Genomic DNA, 21,382 nt, shown 5'->3' with positions numbered 1-21,382 from the left:
TTTCCCGTCAAGCCAATCCGAAATAACGCTCGAAAAACACAGCCAGCTTGCCAAGTACTGATTGTTTCTTGGCCGCATGCCCGTTGTTCTGAGAGAACCGCGATACGGGCGGCAGGATCTTGGTGATGGCAGTGCCATTCGTGGGGATACCGCCGTCACGAAAAGCATTATCAATGAACTCACGCGCCGCCTCGGCATTGAGGTTTTCTTCCGTGATGATGCGCTCCAGTTCCTCTGTCTTTTTGGCCGCCATGAAGCTCTGCCACTGAGCGTCCACCTTGGCCTTGGTATTGACCGACTCCACGAACTGAATGATGAGATCCTTTTTATTACGTAGGCTGAGACTGGAGTTGATGGCGCGCTCGATAGTGGCGCGGATTTCCTTGTCGTCTCCTGTGCCCTTTTTCTTCAAGTACTGCTCGACCAGCAGCAGGATGTAATCAACATTGATTTCCACCTGCTTGATGAGCTCGATCTCGAAGACCACGTCATCGTTGATCGACTCCTTCTCCGCCTCGGACGTAGCGCGAAACTCGGCATACAGGTTCAGGTAAAGGCTTTGATAATCTTGGAACTGACGCTCGCTGAGAATCTCATGCCCGGCAAAATCGTCAAACGCCGTCAGAATATTTTTCAGCCGCAAGATCGAACCAAATAGTTTGATAAATGCTTTCTGCGACGCTTCGCCGACGAGGGCCTTTGCCAGCGGGTACTTGTCGAGCAGCTCAGCGACTCGGGCTTGGTATTCAAAGTAATACTCGGCGTATGCTTTCAGCAGCACGATGCCCTTGGCGTCTTTGTTGCCAAACAGGGCGAGTGCATCGTTGGTTTCCTGCTCCAGGTTGCGGAAGGAAACGATGTTACCGTAGGTCTTGACTGAGTTAAGGATACGGTTGGTGCGCGAATACGCCTGAATCAAACCGTGCGCCTTGAGGTTCTTGTCCACCCATAGCGTGTTCAGCGTGGTGGCGTCGAAGCCGGTCAGGAACATGTTGACCACAATGACCAGGTCCAGCTCACGCTTCTTAAGGCGTTGCGACAGATCCTTATAGTAGTTCTGGAACTTGTCCGCCGAGGTGTCGAAGCTGGTAGCAAATAGCGCGTTGTAATCCTTGATCGCGCTGTCCAGAAAATCCCGCGAGCTTTGATCCAACCCTTCAGCCTCGAACTCCTCCTCGCCGAGCAAGCCGTCTTCGTCGTCCTCATTCGCAGCAAAACTGTAGATCATGCCGACCTTGAGCCGCTGGGCCTCAGGCAAGCCCTTCTGCTGCGCGGAGAATTCAGTGTAGTAACGCTTGGCCGCATCAATCGATGCACAGGCAAACAGCGAGTTGAACCCTGCCACTCGCTTGCCATCATGGCGATAGGTGCTGGCACGCTTGGTCTTCTGATCAAAATGCTCGCGGATATAGCCGACGATTTGGCTGATACGTTCCGGAGCCAGCAGGGCACGTTCAGTATCGATGGCTGAGACCTGCTTGTCCTTGATCCGCGCCTGCATCTTGAGGGTATTGATGTAGTCTATGCGAAACGGCAGCACGTTCTTGTCGTTGATGGCGTCGACGATTGTGTAGGTGTGCAGCTTGTCGCCAAAGGCCTGCTCGGTGGTGCGGCGCAATGGATTGCCTCCGGTTCCCGAGTTCTTCGCAAAGATCGGCGTACCGGTGAAGCCGAACAGGTGGTAGCGCTTGAACACGCGGGTGATTTCGCTGTGCATGTCGCCGAACTGACTGCGGTGACACTCGTCAAAAATCACCACCACATGCGCGTCATACACCAGATGCTTCTTGTTCTTGGCCACAAAACGAGAGAGCTTCTGAATGGTGGTGATGATGATCCGAGCGTTTGGGTCTTCCAGTTGCTTCTGCAGCACTGAGGTGGAGGTATTGGAGTTGGCCGCACCTTTCTCGAAGCGCTCATATTCGCGCATTGTCTGGTAATCCAAATCCTTGCGATCCACCACGAACAGCACCTTGTCGATGTCCGGCAATCCACGGGCCAGTTGGGCAGCCTTAAAGCTGGTCAACGTCTTACCAGATCCCGTTGTGTGCCAGATGTAACCACCCGCCACCAACTTACCCAAGTGTCTGTGGTTAGTTGACGTGGCAATGCGCTGCAGGATGCCCTCGGCGGCCACGATTTGATAGGGCCGCATTACCAGCAGCTTGCGATCCACATCGAATACACAGTATTTGGTGAGTACGTTCAGCAACGAATGCTTGGCAAAGAAGGTCTTGGTAAAGCCCAAAAGCTCAGTGATGGGCTGGTTGTGCGCGTCCGCCCACCAACTGGTGAAGGAAAAGCTGTTGGTGGCTTTACTTTTACTACGTTTTCCGGACTGCTCCTTCAAGTGCCCGTCGCGCACAGTGTTGCTGTAGTACTTGGTCAGCGTGCCATTACTGATCACGAACAGTTGCACGTACTCGAACAGCCCAGAGCCCGCCCAGAAGCTATCGCGCTGGTAGCGATTGATCTGATTAAAGGCTTCACGAATGTCCACGCCACGGCGCTTAAGCTCGACGTGCACCATCGGTAGGCCGTTGACCAGCACCGTCACATCAAAGCGAGAGGCATGCTTACCGCCACTCTCGCCAGCCGACGTTTCGTACTGGTTGATCACCTGCAAGACATTGTTATGGATATTAGCCTTGTCGATCAGATAGATGTTCTTGCTGCTGCCATCGTCGCGCTTTAAGACCTGAATGTGGTCTTCCTGAATACGTGCGGTTTTTTCCAGAATGCCGTCATTGCTGCCTGCAACGCAGGTCGTAAAGAAGCGCTGCCACTCGGTATCGGAAAACACGGTCTTGTTAAGCTGCTCTAGCCGAGCACGCAGGTTGGCGATCAGCTCGGCCTCCGTGCTGATCGTCAGGTATTCGTAGGCCTGCCGCTGCAGTTGCTCGATAAAAGCCTTCTCCAGCGCCGCCTCACTCTGGTAGCCGGTCTCGCCCACGCCCAGTGCATCTGGCATAAACTCTGCAACCACGGTGCTCTCATTGGAGAGTGCAATGGCCTCGTAGCGATAAGGCTTGGTGTCTTCGCTCATGTGGCTTCCTTGAAGGTGAGCAAACGGTCGCGGTAATGCGCGTACTGCTGGCGGCGGACGCCGATCTCAGCGGGCAGGCCGATTAAAATTTCATTTACCAACGAATCGAACTTGTCGAGGATCGCTACGATGCGGGCCTGCTCTTCGGGTGAAGGAAGAGGAATGGTCAGCTTGGCCAGGCTTTCTGCAGACAAGCGCTTGACCTTAGCACGGGCGACGAACTTGTTCTTCTCCGTGTGAAACGCCGTGGTCTGGAAGTAATAGGACACAAACCGAGGGTTCAGCGAGTGACGGAAGGCAAAGCAGTCATCATGAATCGCAACCTCACCACTGCCAATCCATGCCACTGCCTTGCCAACATCCTCAACCGTCTCGCCCACACCAGCAATTATCAAATCGCCCTGCTTTGCAAAACGGAGCGTCGACGCAAAATCAGCGCGCACATGTGAAACCGTTGTCTCGGTGGCGGTGCCGTACTGTGTATATATTTCGCCGTAGTGAACGCACGGAACCCCGGCATCGGCATAGTCAGCTTTGGTAAAACGGCGCCCACGGAAGAACTCTCCGACCTCGGCCATCGCGGCCCAGCGAATATCTTGATCGCTAAAAGCGAACAAGGCATCGCGGTAGTACTTGTACTGCCAGCGACGCGCCTCAAGCTCCGCCCTAAGCTCAGCCTCAAGTTCAGCCTCAAGCTCTTTAAAGGTGTCTAGCACTTTCACTATTTCGCGCTGGATGTCGAGGGGAGGAACGGGGATACGGAGGGTAGAAACATCGCGAGGGTATACATGAGGCACGCCGCCGCCGCTTTTTAGCTCGTGCAATGTCTGTTGAATGCTAGTCAACCAGTAATAGCAGTACTTCGCCAACAAAGTATCTTGCGGCTTAATAGAAAAAGCATCTGAGACGAAAGTAGGTTGATCCCACCAACTTACAAAACCGGCATATGCCCCAGAACCTGCAATGACAATAGTCGCGCCATCGCGATTGCTCACATTGTGGAAATAAGCTGGTGTGCGCCCACCTGCTATGACTGGGATTTCGCCTGGGGTTACTGCAGACTTAGTTATTGATGTCCCCCGCTTGATATCGGAAACCTCGCCCAGCGGCTTAAATGCCACCCCCTCAGGGCACAGCTCCGCAATCAACTCCTCAATGCGACTCATGGCTTTTTTTCCCGGTAATTTTCTTCTGTACCGTCTTAATGGCTTCCATATAGGCCGCTTCCACCTCGCTCGGCTGCTCGGCCATCTTTTCCTGGGTCAGCCAGACCGTTTCGCCGTCAAGATGAAAATCGATGGTGGTCGCATAGCCGCGCTGGTAGGGCATGATCTCTCCCGCTGGCTCCTGGTTCATGCCTGGACTCCTTCCAGATCCTCAACGATGGCGTCTATCTGCCCTCTCAACTCCGCTTGTCTAGCAACAATGCAGAGAATTTTTTTATTGAGTTCACGGATGTTCACAGCTTCTCTGATGTCGGCCTGTTCGACATAGCTGGAAACGGCGATGTTGTAGCCGTTGGCAGCAATTTCGTCGTTCTCGACCAAGCGCGCGAAATGATCAAGGCTTTTTCGACCAGAGAATGCGTCGAGGATTTTTTGCTGGTACTTGGGTAACAGCTTGTTCTTGTTGCCACTGCGCACAAACAGACTAGAAGCATCAATGAACAGTGTGGCGTTGTCGCGCTTCGACTTCTTTAATACGACGATGCAAGTAGCGATGGTGGTGCCAAAGAATAAATCCGGAGGCAACTGGATGACAGCATCGACGTAGTTGTTGTCGATCAAGTATTTGCGAATTTTGGCTTCCGCACCGCCGCGATAAAGCACCCCGGGGAACTCAACAATCGCTGCGGTGCCATTGACCGCCAGCCAGCTCAGGATGTGCAGGGTGAAGGCCAGGTCGGCCTTGCTCTTGGGAGCGAGCACACCGGCGGGGGCGAAGCGTGGGTCGTTGATCAACAGCGGGTTGGCATCGCCATCCCATTTGATTGAGTATGGGGGATTTGAGACGATGGCCTCGAAGGGCTCGTCGTCCCAGTGCGCTGGGTCGGTCAGCGTATCGCCATGGGCGATGTTGAACTTCTCGTAGTTCACGTTGTGCAGGAACATATTGATCCGGCACAAGTTGTAGGTCGTAAGGTTGATTTCCTGGCCGTAAAAGCCCTGACGCACCTTGTTATGCCCCAGCACCTTGGAAAAGCTGAGCAACAACGAGCCGGAGCCGCAGGCTGGGTCATAGACCTTGTTGACCTGGGTCTTGCCCACCACGGTGATACGGGCCAAAAGCTCGGAGACTTCTTGCGGGGTATAAAACTCACCACCGGACTTGCCAGCGGTGGAGGCATACATCTGCATCAGGTATTCATAGGCGTCGCCGAACAAGTCGATGCTGTTATCAGAAAAATTGCCCGAGCTGTTGCCGAGCGGCAGATCGCCGATGGCATCGAGCAGCTTCACCAGCTTTTCGTTGCGCTTAACCACGGTGGGGCCGAGCTTGCTACTGTTGACGTCCAGGTCATCGAACAGCCCTTTGAAGTCATCCTCGCTACCCGCCCCCAGTGCCGATGCCTCAATGTCTTTGAAAACTTGAGACAGGGTTTCGTTGAGGTTTGGATCATGGCGGGCGCGTCGCCGCACATTAGCGAATAGGTGCGACGGCAAAATGTAGAAGCCTTTTTCCTGAACCGTTTCGTATCGGCCCACGATAGCGTGAGCATCAGCCAAATCGCTGTAGTCAAAATCCGCGCTGCCCGCGCGATGCTCTTGCTCGTTGAGGTAGTTGGTCAGGTTTTCCGAGATGAATCGGTAGAACAGCATGCCGAGCACATAAGTTTTGAAATCCCAGCCATCGACGCTGCCACGCAGGTCGTTGGCGATGCGCCAGATCGTTTTGTGCAGCTCGGCGCGTTCAAGTTCTCTGGTGTTGCTCATGGTCAGGTAGTCGCTCTAAATTTTCGTATCGCCGGATGACTGAATGCATCACGGCTTGTATGCAATCGTTTGGTCAGCCTGCCAGGTAACCAGGCGCCAGCACCGCCGTTTCTACTCCGTAGAGCAACAGCGGGTCTTTCAGCCAAAGGCGGTATTCCGGATCACGCAGGCGGTGGTCCGGTGAGCAGTCGATGCTCCATTTGCGCATTACGTAGCCAGCCGTGGCTCCACGTAACCTCAAACGCAACACACCATCGCTCATTCCGTAGTCCATGGCAGTGATGTCTGGGTGCGGTCGGTCCGGGTGAGGTACCAACTCGACCTCCAATATCCTGCTCCACTGGACATCCTGTTCTGGGTACTCATGTTCAGCGACAGAAGACTCCGTCAGCAGCTTTGGCCGCTTGATGCGGGTGATCACAAAGTCCCGAAATGCACCGCGCTTGCGGTCGTAGCCGCGCACATGCCAGCGCAGCCCCGTATCAATAAGGGCAAAGGGAACAATTTCTCTCTGGGTCTTTCCACTAGACAGCGAGTAGTACTCCACTCGCAGAGGGCAACGATGGTAGATCGCGCGCGTCACCAAACCCAACGTATCCAAATCTGGCTGAGTAAGCCGTTTGGACGTTACGCAGGAAATACCCGGCGCGCTGCTTGCCGGCTCACCATCGCCAAAGCCCTCCGCCAGCCAGGCCAGTACCCGGTCAGCAGAGAAGGTGAAAATCGGTCGAAACTCTTTGCTCGGCGTATAGATCTTGCTACTGCGGTCATACGCCAGATTGTTGCCTGCCAACTCGCGATAAGTGGCGAGATCGCGCGTGGCTGCAGCCGTTTGAATGCCGAAACGCTGAATCAGATCCTGTCGCCCTATTTCTCCGAAAAAACGCAGACGCAATTCGAGGTAAGCCAGACGGTCACGCTGGGCTTGCGTTAGCTGTGAGAGAGGTTCAGTGGTCATGAATACGCTGGTTTGAAGTGAAAGCGGGGACAGCATAAATTGCGATCACAACGCACGCAATTAAAAATCACGAAAGCGATATCCACAGATCATTTTGATTCGCAATTGTTGTTACTGATTCAGCTGACACTCCGGAGCTAGTGCAGAATTTCAGGAGCGTCGGAGCGAAGCTTAACCACAAAGGCTTCCGCCCACACTACGTCGCTTGCGTTGTTACCTCCGGACTCAGCCCGACTGAAGAGGAGCAGACCCAGGATCTTCGAGCAATATCGACAATCCCTGCAGGGGGAGCAAGTAGCAATTTTCGAAGAGTTCGTCGATCGACTGAGGGCTATACTGAATCGTGTCGGTTCCTCGATGCTTTTCGCGAGACATACAGAAATGCTGGAGCTCGGTGCAAAAATTGAGCGTCGGAATGATGGACGCGAAGTTCTCCAGGACATGAAGGCTGTCTGGAGGCAGAAGCACGGACGGGATTCTGCGAGACTGTCAGAAATTTTGTGTTCGGGCATAACATGTAGCTAGAGGTGCATGTATGCCGACCAAAAAGAAGTCCGCCAATGCAACAGCGAGGGAGTTGCCCTCGATTCCCCAAGAGCTGATCGAGCAGTTTGTTAAAGGCCCGATGAGCGCCGAAGCCATTCAAGACGCGTCCATGGCGTTCAAGAAGGCTCTGATCGAGCGTGCGCTAGGCGCCGAGCTGGGTCACCACCTTGGTTACCCTCAGGGCGCGGAGCGCCCTGAGGAGTCGACCAATCAGCGCAATGGCAAAAGCAGCAAGACGGTTCTGACCGACGACGGGCCGCTTCGCCTGGATATCCCCAGAGACCGCGACGGTAGCTTCGCCCCGATCCTGATTCCCAAGCACGAACGCCGTTTTACAGGCTTCGACGACAAGATAATTGCTATGTACGCCCGGGGCATGACGGTGCGTGAGATCCGCGCTTTTCTGTCTGAGCAGTATGGAACTGACGTGTCCCATGACTTCATCAGCTCAGTCACCGATGCGGTCATGGAAGAGGTGGGCGCTTGGCAGCAACGACCCTTGGAACCGATGTATCCGGTGATCTTCTTCGATGCGTTACGGGTCAAAATCCGGGACGAGGGGTTAGTGTGCAACAAGGCTATTTATCTGGCGCTGGGGGTATTACCTGATGGCACGCGCGACATTCTGGGTATATGGATCGAGAGCACCGAGGGTGCCAAGTTTTGGATGAAGGTGTTCAACGACCTCAAGACTCGTGGCGTTGAAGATGTTCTGATCGCCGTCACGGATGGCCTCAAAGGAATACCGGAGGCGTTGGGGGCGGTTTTTCCTGCCACGACGCTGCAAACCTGCATCGTGCATCTGATCCGCAACAGCTTGGACTATGCCGCTTGGGATAAACGTCGGGCACTGGCCAAAGCACTCAAGCCGATCTACCAGGCGATCAATGCCGATGTGGCTGAGCAAGAGCTTAACGCCTTTGAAGCGGGCCCCTGGGGCAAGCAGTATCCGACTGTGGTTGCTGCATGGCGTCGCGCCTGGGATCGGGTTATACCGTTTTTTGTTTCCCCGGCGGGCATCCGCAAAGTGGTTTACACGACCAATGCCATCGAGAGCATCAATGCCCAGTTACGCAAGATCATCAAGACTCGAGGGCACTTCCCGACCGATGAGGCCGCGACGAAACTGATATGGCTTGGGTTGCGCAACATCACCGCCAACTGGGGTCATGCGGCACACGACTGGAAAGTGGCAATGAATCAATTTGCGATCCTGTACGGAGACCGATTTACCAGACCGAGCTGGTAAAACAAGGGCCTGCCTGACGGCAGGCCCTAACCAGCCCGAACACAAAAAAACTGATACTCCCGTCACCAGCCATCGCTAACGTTTACACGACCATTTGCTTGATAGATTCGATGCCGATTAGTTAATGGCGCGGAACTCAAAAAGCACCGTCCATCGGAAGCCAAACCACGCAGCGTTCCAACTGGTATTCCAAGCAAGTTGACCGAACAATTATTAACTTGCAAAAACAGATAGATACCGACTTGTTTCAGATTACCCAGGCCCACCACGTCAGAATCAACCGAACCCGCCCAGTGCGGGTTTTGTCATTTCTGGGGTTTCGAAAGCTCGACAAAATGAACGCTCAGAATTTTCCTTCAAGATATCGCGCCATCGATGAACTAGTACAACTCCTCCCACGCAGATAGCCTCCCCCAGTCGCTGCAAAATCAGCGACCGGGTTTAGCAGCTCGTTTACTATCAAGGCCTGCAAAGCCACCATCCGTTCCAGCGATGCTGTCAGCATCCGCTTGTGCGTATTATGGCGGCTGTGCGTGGGGCACTTTCGGGTGCGCCGGGTTCCTTGATTCCTGGTCTGCTAACCCGCGCACAGTCGCCACCCTTTTCGTTTAGCAGCGATGTCTGGCGACTCCATCAATCAAGGAGTTTCAGCCATGAAAAAGATCACCCCCAATCCCCCCTCCACAACCCTCTTCACCCTCGCCCCAGACATCCCCCCCGAAACCCTGCTGATCCAAGCCAGCGAAACCCTCGCCTCTCTCAACGCCATGACCACCGACCTGGCTTTCGAACTCGAAGGCGTCCACCGTCACAAGCTGCTGGCCACCCAGCAACTGATCGTGCTGGGGGAGTTGTTGGTTGAGCGCGTGCTGGTGCTCACTCAAGACACACAAACATTCCAGTAACCAAAAGGCCGAGACGCGTTCAGCGACTCGGCCTTTTGTTGCGCGTCTGGAATCCCGCCACACTTGCGATTACCCTGCTCTCCTCTATCAGACATCCGGAAGTCCGATACCCGTGTTCAAGCCTCTCGCCGTTCTCATCCTTGCCTGCTCCCCTCTGCTTGCAAACGCCGCCGACCTGGCCGGTGTCTGGACAGGCACCTTGGGTAAATCCGCGATCACCGTGTGTTTCAACGGTGCCCACGGCGCCAATGGCAGTTACTACTACCAACGCATCCTGACGCCCATTCAGCTCACTCAGGTCAACGCCAGTGAGCCGTGGGTTGAAGAAGGGCAAACCGGGTTCTGGCAGTTGGATGATCCCCAAGGCGACACGTTGACGGGTACCTGGAGCAAATCTCTCGAGGGTAAAAGCCTGGCGTTGGTGCTGAAACGCAGGGACACGGACGGTTGCGCCAGCGATGCCTATAACAATGCGCTTGAAGCCGTGCCACCCGCGGTAAAGGTCGAACGGAAAACCTTCGCCGAACACGCCTATCAAGTGAAGACCCAAGGAGGCCAGGTCATCCTGAAACTTGAAGGCGACGGTGCGGCCATCGACAAGATCAACCGAGAGCTCGCGCGCATGGCCATCAACCCGGACGGGCAGGCCGATTTCTACAGGGAGCGGCGCAACTCACTGGACCAGAGCGGCGGCACCACCACCAGTGAGATCGCGGTGGAGCCGTTCTACTGGTCATCGCACTGGATCACCGTGCGGTTCTATCGCTGGTCGGCGGGCTACGGACGCGGGGGCATCAGTTGGGGCCTGCACAGTTGGAACCTGCAAACCGGTGAAAAGGTCGACCCCTGGACGTGGTTGGGCGGCCACGAGCAATGGGACACGCCCTACTCGGGCCAAGTCAAGTTGCCGGCCGCTTTCAGCAGCTGGCTGGCCAAGCAGACCACCACCGACGAAGGGTGCCCGGCCGTGACCAGTTATTCCTCGTTCGACTTGAGCTTCAACACCCAGGGCCTGCAACTGTCGACGCCCGCCCAGGGTGATGGCTGTGATAACGAACTGAGTTTTACCTGGGAGCAACTGGAGCCGGTGCTGAGCCCGGCAGGTAGAGCCGCACTGCCCAGCCTGATGGCGCCGTGACCGACCTTACAAAAAACCCACATTCGTTCACGAAATATTCAGAAACGCCGACGGATACTAGCCCATTGCAATGACCGTTCCCCCGGACGGTCCTCCTGCCCAGGTAGCCACACTCCATGACGCGTCCCGCTCCCCTGCTGTTCCTGCTTGCTGGTCTGTTGTTCTTCTTTGCCCTGGGTAACCACGAGCTTCAAGGCTCCACCGAAGCCCGCGTGGCCGGGATCGCCATGGCGATGCACCTGGACAATAACTGGGTGGTGCCCCAGTTGTTTCGTGAACCGTTCCTGGAAAAACCACCCTTGAGCCTGTGGATCGATGCCGGGGCGATTCGCCTGTTTGGCGGCACCACCTGGGCAGTGCGCCTGGCTTCGGCGTTTGCTGGGTTGTTCAGCGTAATGCTGCTTTACACCATGCTGCGCAAGTTCGGCCGGCCGCAGACGCTGGCCTTCAGCGCCGCGCTGATCCTGGCGACCATGGCCAGTTACTGGAGCAATGCGCGCGGTGTGGGTGAGGATTCGCTGCTCACCCTCGGCGTGACCGCCGCACTGCTGGGGTTTTACCAGGCCGTGCGGCCCGATCGTGAAGGGTCAAGCACAGGCGCATGGGCACTGTTTACCGCAGGGATGGTGATTGCCACCCTCAGCAAAGGCGTGCTGGGCCTGGCGATGCCGGGCATTGTGATTTTTGTATATCTGGTCAGCACCAGCCTCATGGACAAGCGCCTGCGCCTTGGCGACTGGCTCAAGCCCGCGCTGTTCACCTTGCTGGCGCTGGTGCCATTGGTGATCTGGCTGGGCTTCCTGTTCCAGCGTGGCGGCATGCAAGCGGTGGCCGAAGTGCTGCTGACCAACAGCGTCGGCCGTTTCAGCGGTTCGTTTGTCGAGGCAGGCCATTACGAGCCGTTCTACTACTACATCGCCAAGCTGCCCGAGGCGTTCCTGCCGTGGAATATCCTGGTGTACCTGGGCCTGTGGCATTTCCGCAAAAGCCTGGTGCGCAACCGCTACCACCTGTTCTTCAGCGTCTGGCTGGTGGCGCAGTTCACCCTGTTGACCCTGGCCTCGAGCAAACGCACGGTGTACCTGATGGCACTGGCCCCGGCCGCCGCCGTACTGGCTGCGGAATATGCACGGGTGCTGCTGGCGTGGCTGAAAACCCGCAAACCTGCGCTCTACACACATCACAGAACCCTCGTGGGCGGCGTGTTCACCCTGGCCGTGGGCTGCTATCTGATTGCAGCGTTCTGGTTTGCGCCCAAGGCCGATGTACGCCAGTCGTTCGTCCCGGTGATCAGCCAGGTTCAGGCGTTTAAAGATGAAGGCAGGGAGGTGGTGCTGTTCCAGCCCAACGAGCGCATCGCCGGGGCCAGCGTGTTCTATCTGCAGGCCTACTTGCCGATCCTGAAGACCGAGGCCGAGCTGCACAACTACCTCGGCGCCAAGCCCGGCAACATTGCGTTGCTGGACCATACCAACGACCTGGCCACCCCGGTGAAGGTGATCAAGCAGATGTCGATCAACCGCCAGCCTTACTACTTCGTGGAGCAGTAAGGCTGGCGCGGGGCATCAGTGTTTGGTGACCTTGTCCAGGTAACCCATGGCAAACGCCGAGACCACGAAGGTCATGTGAATGATCACGTACCACATCAGGTGCTGCGGATCGACGTTCTTGGCGTCCATGAAGATGCGCAGCAAGTGGATGGACGAAATCGCCACGATGGACGCCGCCACTTTCATCTTCAGCGACGAAGAGTCCATGGTGCCCAGCCAGTTGAGTTTCTCTTTGTTGTCATCGATATCCAGCTGCGAGACGAAGTTCTCGTAGCCGGAAATCATCACCATCACCAGCAAGCCGCCGACCAGGGCCATGTCGATCAACGACAGCAGCAGCAGGATCACATCAGCTTCCAGCATGGAAAACACATTGGGCAGGACGTGGATGATTTCCTGGAAGAACTTCAGCGCCAGGATCAGCAGGCCCAGGGAAAGCCCCAGATAGATAGGCGCCAGCAGCCAGCGTGAGGCGTACATAGTATTTTCGATAAAGCGTTCCATTGGATCTCACACAGCTTGGCTAGAAATGGCGGCGAGTATACCAGCCGCTACAAGACAGCTGTAACCACGAGAAAACTGACCTGTGCGGCATCTGTAAGAGAATTTTTCTGCTAGTGTCGAGCCCAATAACAACTCGGCTCGATGACGTCGGACAGGAAAAACTCAGATGATGGATGTGCGATCCCCTTTGGCCAGTATCGGCCTGTGCGCGGCATTGCTGCTGGCTGGCGGCTGCTCCCCCAGTGACGAGCAGAAGCAGACCACCCTCGAAGAGAAAACCGCAAAGTTCGAACACTCCCTGGACAGCATCCAGGACCCCAAGCTGCGTGACGCCGTCGCCGACCTGGGCGGTTCGCTGCTGTTACTGGAGCGGGCGCGGGTCAAACTCGCCAGCAAGCCCATCGAAGCCGAGTACGGCGAGGACTCCCTGGCCCTGCTCAAGCACTACCCCACGCCCCAGGCGTTGGTGAACACCTACATCAATGGCCTGTTTGTGCTGCGCAAGAGCTCCCATTCCGACTACCTGACCGACTTGCAGCCGGTGTTCCCGTTCAACTTCAACATGCCTGACCAGTTCCCCTTCCCCCACGGCCTGGAATGGCAGTCGGTGACCCTGAGCAACAACAAGGTCATCCCCTTCCAGCCGGAATGGTCGGAAACCGATCCGGGCATCCAGCTGAGCCCCAGCAGCTCCAACCTGACCAACCCCGACGACCTGACGGTGACCTACCCGTTCATCGACGGCATCGAGACGGAAAACAAGAGCCAGCCACAGCCCGTCAGCCTCAAGGGCACAGTGGAAGTGGTCGCGCCGGGCAAGGTGTTGACCTTTGATCTGTCGAAAAAAGATGTAGGCCACAAGCGCACCGAGGGCAACATCACCCTCAACCTGTTGCTCCTGGAAAAAAACTACGCCGAGATCGAGCTGACCAACAGCCAACCGCTGGCGCCTGAAGTCGGTGACGAATCGCCCAACCCGCTGCTGGTGCAGGCGCGGGACAGCACCGGGCAGTTCCTCACCCGGTCGGGCTCGATCAACGAAAGCAGCGCCCAGGTGGCGTTCTACGAAAAACAACTGGCCGAGATGCAAAAGCAGAAAGCCTGGTCGGAGGCGTTCGAAAAACAGCTCACCGAGGAACAAAAAGCTTTCGAACACAAACAAAGCAGCCATTACGCCAAGGTGTATTTCAATGGCGTGATCGACAACCTGCAGGTCAACGTACTGGATTTTTCCACCGCCACGCGCACGCGCAAAGACCTCGACCTGCCCGTGATGCGCTTTGACAAGAACAGCCTGCAGAACACCGTCCAGGCCCTGCCGATGCCGGTCACCGTGTATGACGATGGCGCCGCAAGCTGGCTCAAAGACGCGGGCATGACCGAGGACCAGCTGAAAAACAGCGTCACCATCAGCCAGTCGGTTGAAGACGCCAGCGCCGCGCACATCGTGTTCGACCACCCGTTCACCTTCAATGACGACCTGGTGGGCAGCGAGCGCAACAGCAGCGAATCACCGGTGACCTTCTTCACCGCCGACGAAAAAGGCGAACGTGGCGAGCCGATCGAACTGCCGGCCGAGGCGTTTGAACTGAACCCGGCACGCGGCACCCTCACCTACGACCTGAACCTGTTCCCGGAAAACCCGGCGTATGTGGTGGGCTCGATTCCGCTGTTCCTGGCGACCATCGACAAAGCCGAGATCGACGTGGCCAAGCTGCCCAAGGGGCTGTCGCTCAAAGACAACGCGCTGATCGTCGACCAGAAGGCCTTCCCCGCCGACAGCTGGCGGTTCTACGCCAAGGACGCCAGCGGCAACTACCTCAAGGAAATCCTCGGCGTCAGCCACCGCGCCGAGGAATACGGCACGGCGCTGTTTGACGTGCACTACTTCTACGGCCGGCCGACCACCCTGGAAAGCTACCAGCGCACCGACCTGAGCACCGTGCAATATGGCTTCGAGGTCAAGTTGGACAAACCCGAGAGCAAATAGCGGTCAGTGCTGGGTGTCACCATTGAGCTGTCGCAGATGGGCCTGCATGTGCAGGCACCAGATCTGCGGGTCACCCGCCTTCTCGTAGCCGTGCTGGGTCAGGCTGTCGACGATGGACTCCAGCATGTTTTCCGCGACGAAGGGCCCGGGGAACGGGCCTTGAGACTTGATGGTGGACGGCTGTTCACCGGTCATTCCGGCGGCAAACAACAAGGTCCACATCCCGTTATCCCCCGCAAGAGGGCGAATGGAACATTCGATACGGGTGACCAGGCCAAAGCACTGGCGGGTAAGGCAAAGGTTGCGCGGCATGGCGGCGACCCTCGGTAGATCGGTGTTCAACCTGCGCCTGGGCGCGAGGCTGTTTCTATCCCGCGACTCCTGTGGATATCCCTTGAGCACAGAATAGAAGAAAACCACGACAAACCAAGGTTGTAGGGACCAACGGGCGTTGGTCCTACAGTCGCGCCAAATTCATGACGGTTTTACCCGTCATGTGGTGAGGGGATTGTTGTGGCTATGGTGCTAGTTGTGGCGAGCGGGCTTGCCCCGCGTTGGGCTGCGCAGCAGCCCCAATAGGACCGCTGCGGTGTGCCAGTGAGATTGAATTGTCTGGTTTTAGGGCTGCTTCGCAGCCCAACGCGGGGCAAGCCCGCTCGCCACAACAAGCCCGCTCGCCACAATTCACGTCGCCATCAGATGGGCTTGGCTTCCGCCAACGCTTCCTGCGCCAACTCCTTCTCCGCTTCCTTCAGGTCTTCCTCGCTGATCATCTCGGCAATCGCGCGCAACCGCTCTACCACACGCGCATTCACCGTGCCTTCCGGAAACTGCCCTTCGGCATCCGGCTCACCGGCATCCTCGCCCACCAACAGGCTCAACGCCTCGTCCGCCTGGCGCACCGCATAGATATGGAACTGCCCGGCACGCACGGCCTGCAGCACCTTCTCATCCAGCATCAGCGTAGCGACGTTGGCCTGGGGAATGATCGCGCCCTGTTCACCGGTCAGGCCACGCGCTTCGCAGAGGCGGAAGAACCCTTCGATCTTCTCGTTGACCCCGCCCACCGCCTGCACTTCACCAAACTGGTTGATGGAGCCAGTGATGGCGAAGCACTGCTTGAGCGGGGTTTTCGACAAGGCCGAGATCAAGGTGCACGCCTCGCCCAGGGAGGCACTGTCGCCGTCCACATAACCGTAGGACTGCTCCAGCGCGATACTCGCCGAGATCGCCAGCGGGAATTCCTGGGCATAACGGCTGCCCAGGTAACCGGTGAGGATCATCACGCCCTTGGAGTGGATCGGCTGGCCGAGGTTGACCTCACGCTCGATGTCGACAATACCGCTGCCGCCCGGATACACCGTGGCGGAAATCCGCGCCGGCACACCGAATGCCGAATCGCCCACCTCCAGCACCGTCAGCCCGTTGCACTTGCCCACCGCGGCACCGGCGGTGTCGATCAGGATCACCCCGGCGAGCATGTCGTCGAGAATCCGCGCCGACACCCGCCCGGTACGCGTGGCCTTGGCCTTGAGTGCGCGTTCGATATGCCCGGCATCGGTCATCTCGTCGCCTGCCAGATGGCGAATGAAATCCGCCTCGCTGACCAGCTGGAACAAATCCCCGATACGCGCCGACAAGCGCCCCTGGTGCTCCGCCAGCCTGGCGCTGTAGGTGGCCAACCGCGCCACCGCATCCGAGGTCAGCGGTGCCATGCCTTCTTCCGACGTGCGGGTTTTCAGCAATTGGGCGAACTGCTCCAGGCTTTCGTCGACCATCGGGATGTCTTCGTCGAAGTCCACCAGTACGCGGAACATCTCCTGGAAGTCCGGATCGGCGTCCTGCAACGCGTAGTACAACTGACGCGAACCAATGATGATCACCTTGACCTGCAACGGGATCATCTGCGGGTTGAGGGTCACGGTGGCCAGGCGGCCCAGTTCGCCCAGCGGCGATTCCATCTTCAGCTTGCGCGATTGCAGGGAGCGCTTGAGGGCGTCCCACACGAACGGCTCGCCGAGCATTTTTTCGGCTTCAAGAATCAGGAAACCGCCGTTGGCACGGTGCAAGGCGCCCGGGCGCAGCTGGCGATAGGTGGTGTAGAGCGCGCCCTGGTCGGTGCTGTACTCGATGCGGCCGAATAGGTTGTCGTAGGTCGGGTGCGGCTCAAACACCACTGGCGCGCCACCGTTGACCGGATGGCCCACCACCAGGCTTGGGCAGTACTGCTCTTCGAGCAGCTTGCGCGCCTGGGCGTCGGTCTTGGCATCGTCCACCAACTGCTCGACCACGGTCTTGAGCAAGTACACCTGCATGGCTTGCAGGTAGCCGCAGACGCCTGCGTTTTCCGCGTACTTTTCCGACAATGGCGCAAGCAGAGGCTGCAGGGCCAGGGTGATGGTTTCTTCGTTGAACTGGCGCAGTTGGTTGTTCGACTCACGCTTCCACTGCGGCAGGCTGGCCAGCTCTTCGTTGAGGCGCTCTTCCAGCTCGGAAATATCCGTGTGGAAGCGCTCGCGATCAGCTTCCGGCAGCTGCGAGAACTCGGCCTCGTCCAGCGCCTTGCCGTCGAGCATCGGCGTGAAGGCAATGTTGGAGCTGTCGCGGTACAGCGCCACGTCCTTTTCCAGGGCCAGGCGTTCGATTACGTCCAGGGCCTTGTCGTAGCGCTGGTTGAAGGCGCGGTCGATCGCGCTCTTGCGCTGTTGATAAGTCGGGTGCTCGAAGACTGCCGGGAAGGTGGCGACAAGGTTGTCGACCAGACCGTTGATGTCGTTGATGAACGCCGCCGCACCGCCGCCCGGTAATTCAAGGGCACGCGGCTCGCGAGGCTCATCGAAATTATTCACATAGACCCAGTCCGACGGGGTCTGCAGGCGCTTGCCTTCGGCCTTAAGGTAGCGTTTGACGAACGAAAAGCGACCGGTCCCGGGCTCGCCCATGACAAACACGTTGTAACCGGGGCGTGGCATGGCCACACCGAACTGCAACGCTTCAACCGCACGTTCCTGGCCAAGCACACCGCGAAAGGGCTCCAAATCATTGGTGGTCGAGAAGCTGAACTGTTCAGCGGAGAAAGGGCGAGTCAGCGCTTCGGGCGCTAGACGCAAGCTGGCAGCAACAGGATCAGGCATCGGGCTTCCTTACATCAGGCGGGGCAGATGACGGCATTCTGGCTCCCGGTTACGCGCTCTGGCAAGGCGCGCCTGTGGGAAAGCATAGACACGGGACGCGCCCTGTAAAAATATCGGGTCATCATCGAATGTTTTAGAAAAATGCACGGAACCCTTGGAACGTGCCTAAACTCCAAACTGCGCGGGTTGGACTAATAACTGGCCCCTAGGGCGCCGCGATGCGCCTGAACCCTTGTCCATTGGTTTGCACACAAAGAGAACAAAGCTATGAAACGGATCCTTCTCGGTACTCTCTTCACCGTCGTCTCCCTCAATGCAATGGCAGAAGCACCAGGTGGCCCGAACTGCGGTTGGGGCAACATGTTGTTCGAAGGCCAGCGCGGCACTCCAGCTCACTTCCTGGCTTCCACCACTAACGGTACTTCGGGTAACGCCACGTTCGGCATGACCTCGGGCACCAACGGTTGCAGCACCAACAGCGCCCTGACTTACGGCGGCAAATCGTGGATTGCCATGAATGGCATGATGAACGAGCTGTCCGAAGACATGGCCAAGGGTAATGGCGAAGCGCTGACCACCTACGCCGTGGTACTGGGCGTGGCCCCGGAAGATCGCGAACACTTCGCGGCCGTGACCCACGAGCACTTCCAGCAGATCTTCAGCAAGGCTGACGTGACCGCTGACGACGTGCACAACAACACCATTGCTGTACTGAAAAGCGATGCCCGTCTGGCGAAATACGCTACCCAGGCTTAAGCTCGTCCAGCCCGCGCCTGCTTAAGGCGCGGGTTTTATTTTTGGGCCCGCCTCCCCTTTGGGTCTCTCTTAATTCCGACTTAAGTTGCCCCTATGCTCAAACGCTTTGCCTGGACGGCACTCTTCGCCTGCGCCCCGCTGTACGCGGCACCGCATCTTGATGATCAACGTTTGCAGCAATTGGCCAACGATCCGTTCTGGCTGTCCCTCGGCCATTATGAAGCCGGCAAAATCAGTGGCTGGCGCAGTTATGTCAGCGACAAGAAATTCTTCCTCGCAGCCGATGGCGCCCACCACCCGGACGCCGAACTCAAGGCCACCGTTGACGCGCTCTACGCGCCGGCCAGCCTGGGTGAAAAACACGCCCAATGCGTTTACCCCGCACGTACCCGCTGGCTCAAGGATCAGTTGCACCTCACTGACCTGCCCGCCGTGGACTGCACGGAATTCAAGCAATGGTTCAAGGACGTCGCCCCTCACAGCGCGGTGATGATCTTCCCGGCGGCCTACCTCAACAGCCCGTCGTCGATGTTCGGCCACACCCTGCTGCGCATCGACCAGGCCGACGTGCAAAGCAACAACACCGCCCTGCTCAGCTACGCGATCAACTTCGGTGCCTATATCGAAGGCTCCGACAACAGCATCCTCTATGCCTGGAAAGGCCTGATGGGTGGTTATCCCGGCCTGTTCGCCCTGGTGCCCTACCAGGAAAAACTCTCCGAATACCGTAGCCTTGAGAACCGCGACCTGTGGGAATACCGCCTCAACCTCACCCAGGTCGAGACCGAGCGCATGGTCGAGCACGTGTGGGAGCTCAAGCAGATCCAGTTCGATTACTTCTTTTTCGACGAAAACTGCTCCTATCGCCTGCTCGAACTGCTGCAAGTGGCCCGCCCCGGCCTGCGCCTGACCGAACAGTTTCCACTGACCGCCATCCCGACCGACACGGTCAAGGCGGTGAAAGATGCGGGCCTGGTGGAAAGGATCGACTATCGCCCGTCCCGCGAACGCGAGCTGTTGGAGCGCGCCAAGCCGCTGGACAGCGACGAACAGCAATGGGTGTTGAAGGTCAGCGATGACCAGCAGCAATTGCAGGAACCGGCCTTCAAAGCCCTGCCCCGCGACCGCCAGGCCCTGATCATCGACGCCGCCTACCGCCTTGGCCGCTACCGCGCCAACGGCCTGGAACGCGACACCGTCCGCTCCCAACGCAGCTTCGAACTGCTGCGCGCGATCAACCAGAACCCGGCGCCCGACCTCAAGATCACACCGCCCGGCCTGCCGGAAAACGGCCACGAATCGCGCACCTGGCAAGCCGGCATCGGCACCCGGGGCGACAAGGCCTTCGGCGAATACGGCCTGCGCATGGCCTACCACGACCTCAACGACAACGCTGAAGGTTTCCCCCTCGGCGCACAGATCGAAATCCTGCAAATGAAACTGCGCCAGTACGAAGGCAACCACTGGCAGCTGCAGCAACTGGACCTGGCCACCATCCGCTCCCTGACCCCACGCAACGCCCTGTTGCAGCCGTGGTCCTGGCAAGTCACTGGCGGCCTTGAACGCGTGCCCGGCAAACACGACGACGAAACCCTGGTCGCCCACGTCAACGGCGGCGCCGGCGGCACCTGGCAGTTGAGTGACGACATGCTCGGCTTCGCCCTCGGCACCGTGCGCGTGGAGCACAACAACGACTTCAGCGAAGCCATCTCCCCGGCGGCCGGGTTCAACACCGGCGTGCTGTGGAAGAACCCGCTGGGCAACCTGAGCCTGGAAGCCAAGGGTGACTTCTTCACCAATGGCGAAGTGCGCCGCAGTATCAGCCTGAATCAACAGTGGGAATTGTCGCGCAACCTCGGCCTGCGTTTGAGCGCCCAGCGCGAGTACAGCCACCTATCGACCCCAGTGAATGAAGTGATGCTTGAAGTGAAGTGGTATCACTACTGACTAAAGCCTGGCCGAGATCAATATGTGGGAGGGGGCTTGCCTCCTCCCACATTTGTTTCTCATAGACTCAAATACACTGCTCTGCCCTGATGTCACTGAGTCCATTCAACTGAAAAAAACAGTGGTTTATCACGACTAAAAGGTCGCACCGAGATCACTTTGTGGCAAGCCCGCTCGCCACAGAAGCAATTTTTCGTTTTCGCCGAGGGTTACGGCGATGGCCCTTTAGCCCAACACCTTTCTCACCATCCTTTCACACCGCCTCAACAAACCCCTGACTAGACTTCCCCTATCAGCCGTGAAACGGCCAGGGAGTACGCCATGTGGCGGTGTGCGGTAATGATGTGTGCATTGGTGGTGTTGGCGGGTTGCCAGTCGACCCATCAAGAGTTGTTGGCCAAGGGTTACCCACCGGCGTTTGCCGATGGTTTTGATGACGGTTGCAGCAGCGGTCGTCAGGCGGCCGGGGTGATCAGCGGGGAGTTCCGCAAGAACGTGCCGCGTTATCTCAAGGTCCGTGAATACGCCGAGGGCTGGGAAGATGGCTTTCGCCAGTGCAAGGCCATGCGCGAGAACGAAGAGCTGCGCGACTACAAGGACAATCACTGGGATGACCGCGAACGCGTTTGGCAGCACGAGAAGGACCGCGACGCCGCCCGGGCCTATCGTTCGCAGTAGGTCGCTTTCAGACATCCATCGAAACTAATGCGCGGCGATCATGGCCCA

Annotated in this window: 16 protein-coding genes; 8 read left to right on the top strand and 8 right to left on the bottom strand. The window is 57.7% G+C overall.

Translation table 11 applies throughout. The features are described from left to right. Positions 1–7: 7 nt before the first annotated feature. The 5 genes from BM110_RS25365 to BM110_RS25345 all read right to left on the bottom strand — a co-directional run bounded on the left by BM110_RS25365 (position 8) and on the right by BM110_RS25345 (position 6,937). Entirely contained in the window at positions 8–3,046 is a 3,039-nt protein-coding gene (locus BM110_RS25365) for a type I restriction endonuclease subunit R (RefSeq protein ID WP_093514385.1), read from the bottom strand. Next, a complete protein-coding gene (locus tag BM110_RS25360) occupies positions 3,043–4,212 on the bottom strand; it encodes a restriction endonuclease subunit S (protein WP_093514384.1) in 1,170 nt (389 codons plus the stop codon). The genes BM110_RS25365 and BM110_RS25360 overlap by 4 nt, the downstream gene beginning before the upstream one ends. Next, the gene (locus BM110_RS29645) at positions 4,199–4,402 is read right to left on the bottom strand and encodes a virulence RhuM family protein (protein ID WP_093514383.1); all 204 of its coding nucleotides are present in this window, start codon (positions 4,400–4,402) and stop codon (positions 4,199–4,201) included. Before BM110_RS29645 ends, BM110_RS25360 begins: the two co-directional genes overlap by 14 nt. After that, positions 4,399–5,979 (bottom strand): type I restriction-modification system subunit M, encoded by a 1,581-nt coding sequence (locus tag BM110_RS25350; RefSeq protein ID WP_093514382.1) that lies wholly within the window; start codon positions 5,977–5,979, stop codon positions 4,399–4,401. The genes BM110_RS29645 and BM110_RS25350 overlap by 4 nt, the downstream gene beginning before the upstream one ends. 73 nt (positions 5,980–6,052) lie before the next feature. Beyond that, a complete protein-coding gene (locus tag BM110_RS25345) occupies positions 6,053–6,937 on the bottom strand; it encodes a helix-turn-helix transcriptional regulator (RefSeq protein WP_093514404.1) in 885 nt (294 codons plus the stop codon). A 535-nt stretch (positions 6,938–7,472) separates the two neighbouring features. Between BM110_RS25345 and BM110_RS25340 the strand changes: the two genes are divergently transcribed. The 4 genes from BM110_RS25340 to BM110_RS25320 all read left to right on the top strand — a co-directional run bounded on the left by BM110_RS25340 (position 7,473) and on the right by BM110_RS25320 (position 12,325). Continuing rightward, positions 7,473–8,732: an IS256-like element ISPsy17 family transposase gene (locus BM110_RS25340; RefSeq protein ID WP_093514381.1), complete on the top strand. Its 1,260-nt coding sequence runs from the start codon at positions 7,473–7,475 to the stop codon at positions 8,730–8,732. Between the two features lie 653 nt (positions 8,733–9,385). Then, positions 9,386–9,637 (top strand): DUF6124 family protein, encoded by a 252-nt coding sequence (locus BM110_RS25330; RefSeq protein WP_093514380.1) that lies wholly within the window; start codon positions 9,386–9,388, stop codon positions 9,635–9,637. A gap of 112 nt (positions 9,638–9,749) precedes the next feature. Next, a complete protein-coding gene (locus tag BM110_RS25325; RefSeq protein ID WP_093514379.1) occupies positions 9,750–10,775 on the top strand; it encodes a hypothetical protein in 1,026 nt (341 codons plus the stop codon). A 116-nt stretch (positions 10,776–10,891) separates the two neighbouring features. Beyond that, positions 10,892–12,325 (top strand): ArnT family glycosyltransferase, encoded by a 1,434-nt coding sequence (locus tag BM110_RS25320; RefSeq protein WP_093514378.1) that lies wholly within the window; start codon positions 10,892–10,894, stop codon positions 12,323–12,325. A gap of 15 nt (positions 12,326–12,340) precedes the next feature. Here the strand turns inward: BM110_RS25320 and BM110_RS25315 are convergent, their stop codons facing one another. Then, positions 12,341–12,829: a TIGR00645 family protein gene (locus tag BM110_RS25315; protein WP_093514377.1), complete on the bottom strand. Its 489-nt coding sequence runs from the start codon at positions 12,827–12,829 to the stop codon at positions 12,341–12,343. A 166-nt stretch (positions 12,830–12,995) separates the two neighbouring features. Between BM110_RS25315 and BM110_RS25310 the strand changes: the two genes are divergently transcribed. Continuing rightward, a complete protein-coding gene (locus BM110_RS25310) occupies positions 12,996–14,819 on the top strand; it encodes a hypothetical protein (protein WP_093514376.1) in 1,824 nt (607 codons plus the stop codon). A gap of 3 nt (positions 14,820–14,822) precedes the next feature. Here BM110_RS25310 and BM110_RS25305 read toward each other — a convergent pair whose 3' ends face one another. After that, positions 14,823–15,131 (bottom strand): PA4575 family protein, encoded by a 309-nt coding sequence (locus BM110_RS25305; RefSeq protein ID WP_058427690.1) that lies wholly within the window; start codon positions 15,129–15,131, stop codon positions 14,823–14,825. Positions 15,132–15,514: 383 nt separating this feature from the next. After that, positions 15,515–17,953, bottom strand: a complete 2,439-nt coding sequence (locus tag BM110_RS25300; RefSeq protein ID WP_092248319.1) for a Lon protease family protein — start codon at positions 17,951–17,953, stop codon at positions 15,515–15,517. A gap of 267 nt (positions 17,954–18,220) precedes the next feature. Between BM110_RS25300 and BM110_RS25295 the strand changes: the two genes are divergently transcribed. From BM110_RS25295 to BM110_RS25285, 3 genes are all read left to right on the top strand, one after another. Further along, positions 18,221–18,709 carry a DUF3015 domain-containing protein gene (locus tag BM110_RS25295; protein ID WP_015885974.1) on the top strand — a complete coding sequence of 163 codons (489 nt, stop codon included), beginning with the start codon at positions 18,221–18,223 and terminating at the stop codon, positions 18,707–18,709. Between the two features lie 93 nt (positions 18,710–18,802). After that, entirely contained in the window at positions 18,803–20,656 is a 1,854-nt protein-coding gene (locus BM110_RS25290; protein WP_093514375.1) for an Lnb N-terminal periplasmic domain-containing protein, read from the top strand. A 321-nt stretch (positions 20,657–20,977) separates the two neighbouring features. Beyond that, on the top strand, positions 20,978–21,334 hold the full coding sequence (locus BM110_RS25285) for a hypothetical protein (RefSeq protein ID WP_093514374.1): 357 nt from the start codon (positions 20,978–20,980) through the stop codon (positions 21,332–21,334). Positions 21,335–21,382: the final 48 nt, after the last annotated feature.

The organism is Pseudomonas sp. NFPP28 (assembly GCF_900115535.1).
GTDB classification, from domain to species: Bacteria; Pseudomonadota; Gammaproteobacteria; order Pseudomonadales; family Pseudomonadaceae; genus Aquipseudomonas; species Aquipseudomonas extremorientalis.
This window is presented reverse-complemented; position numbering and strand designations above follow the sequence as displayed.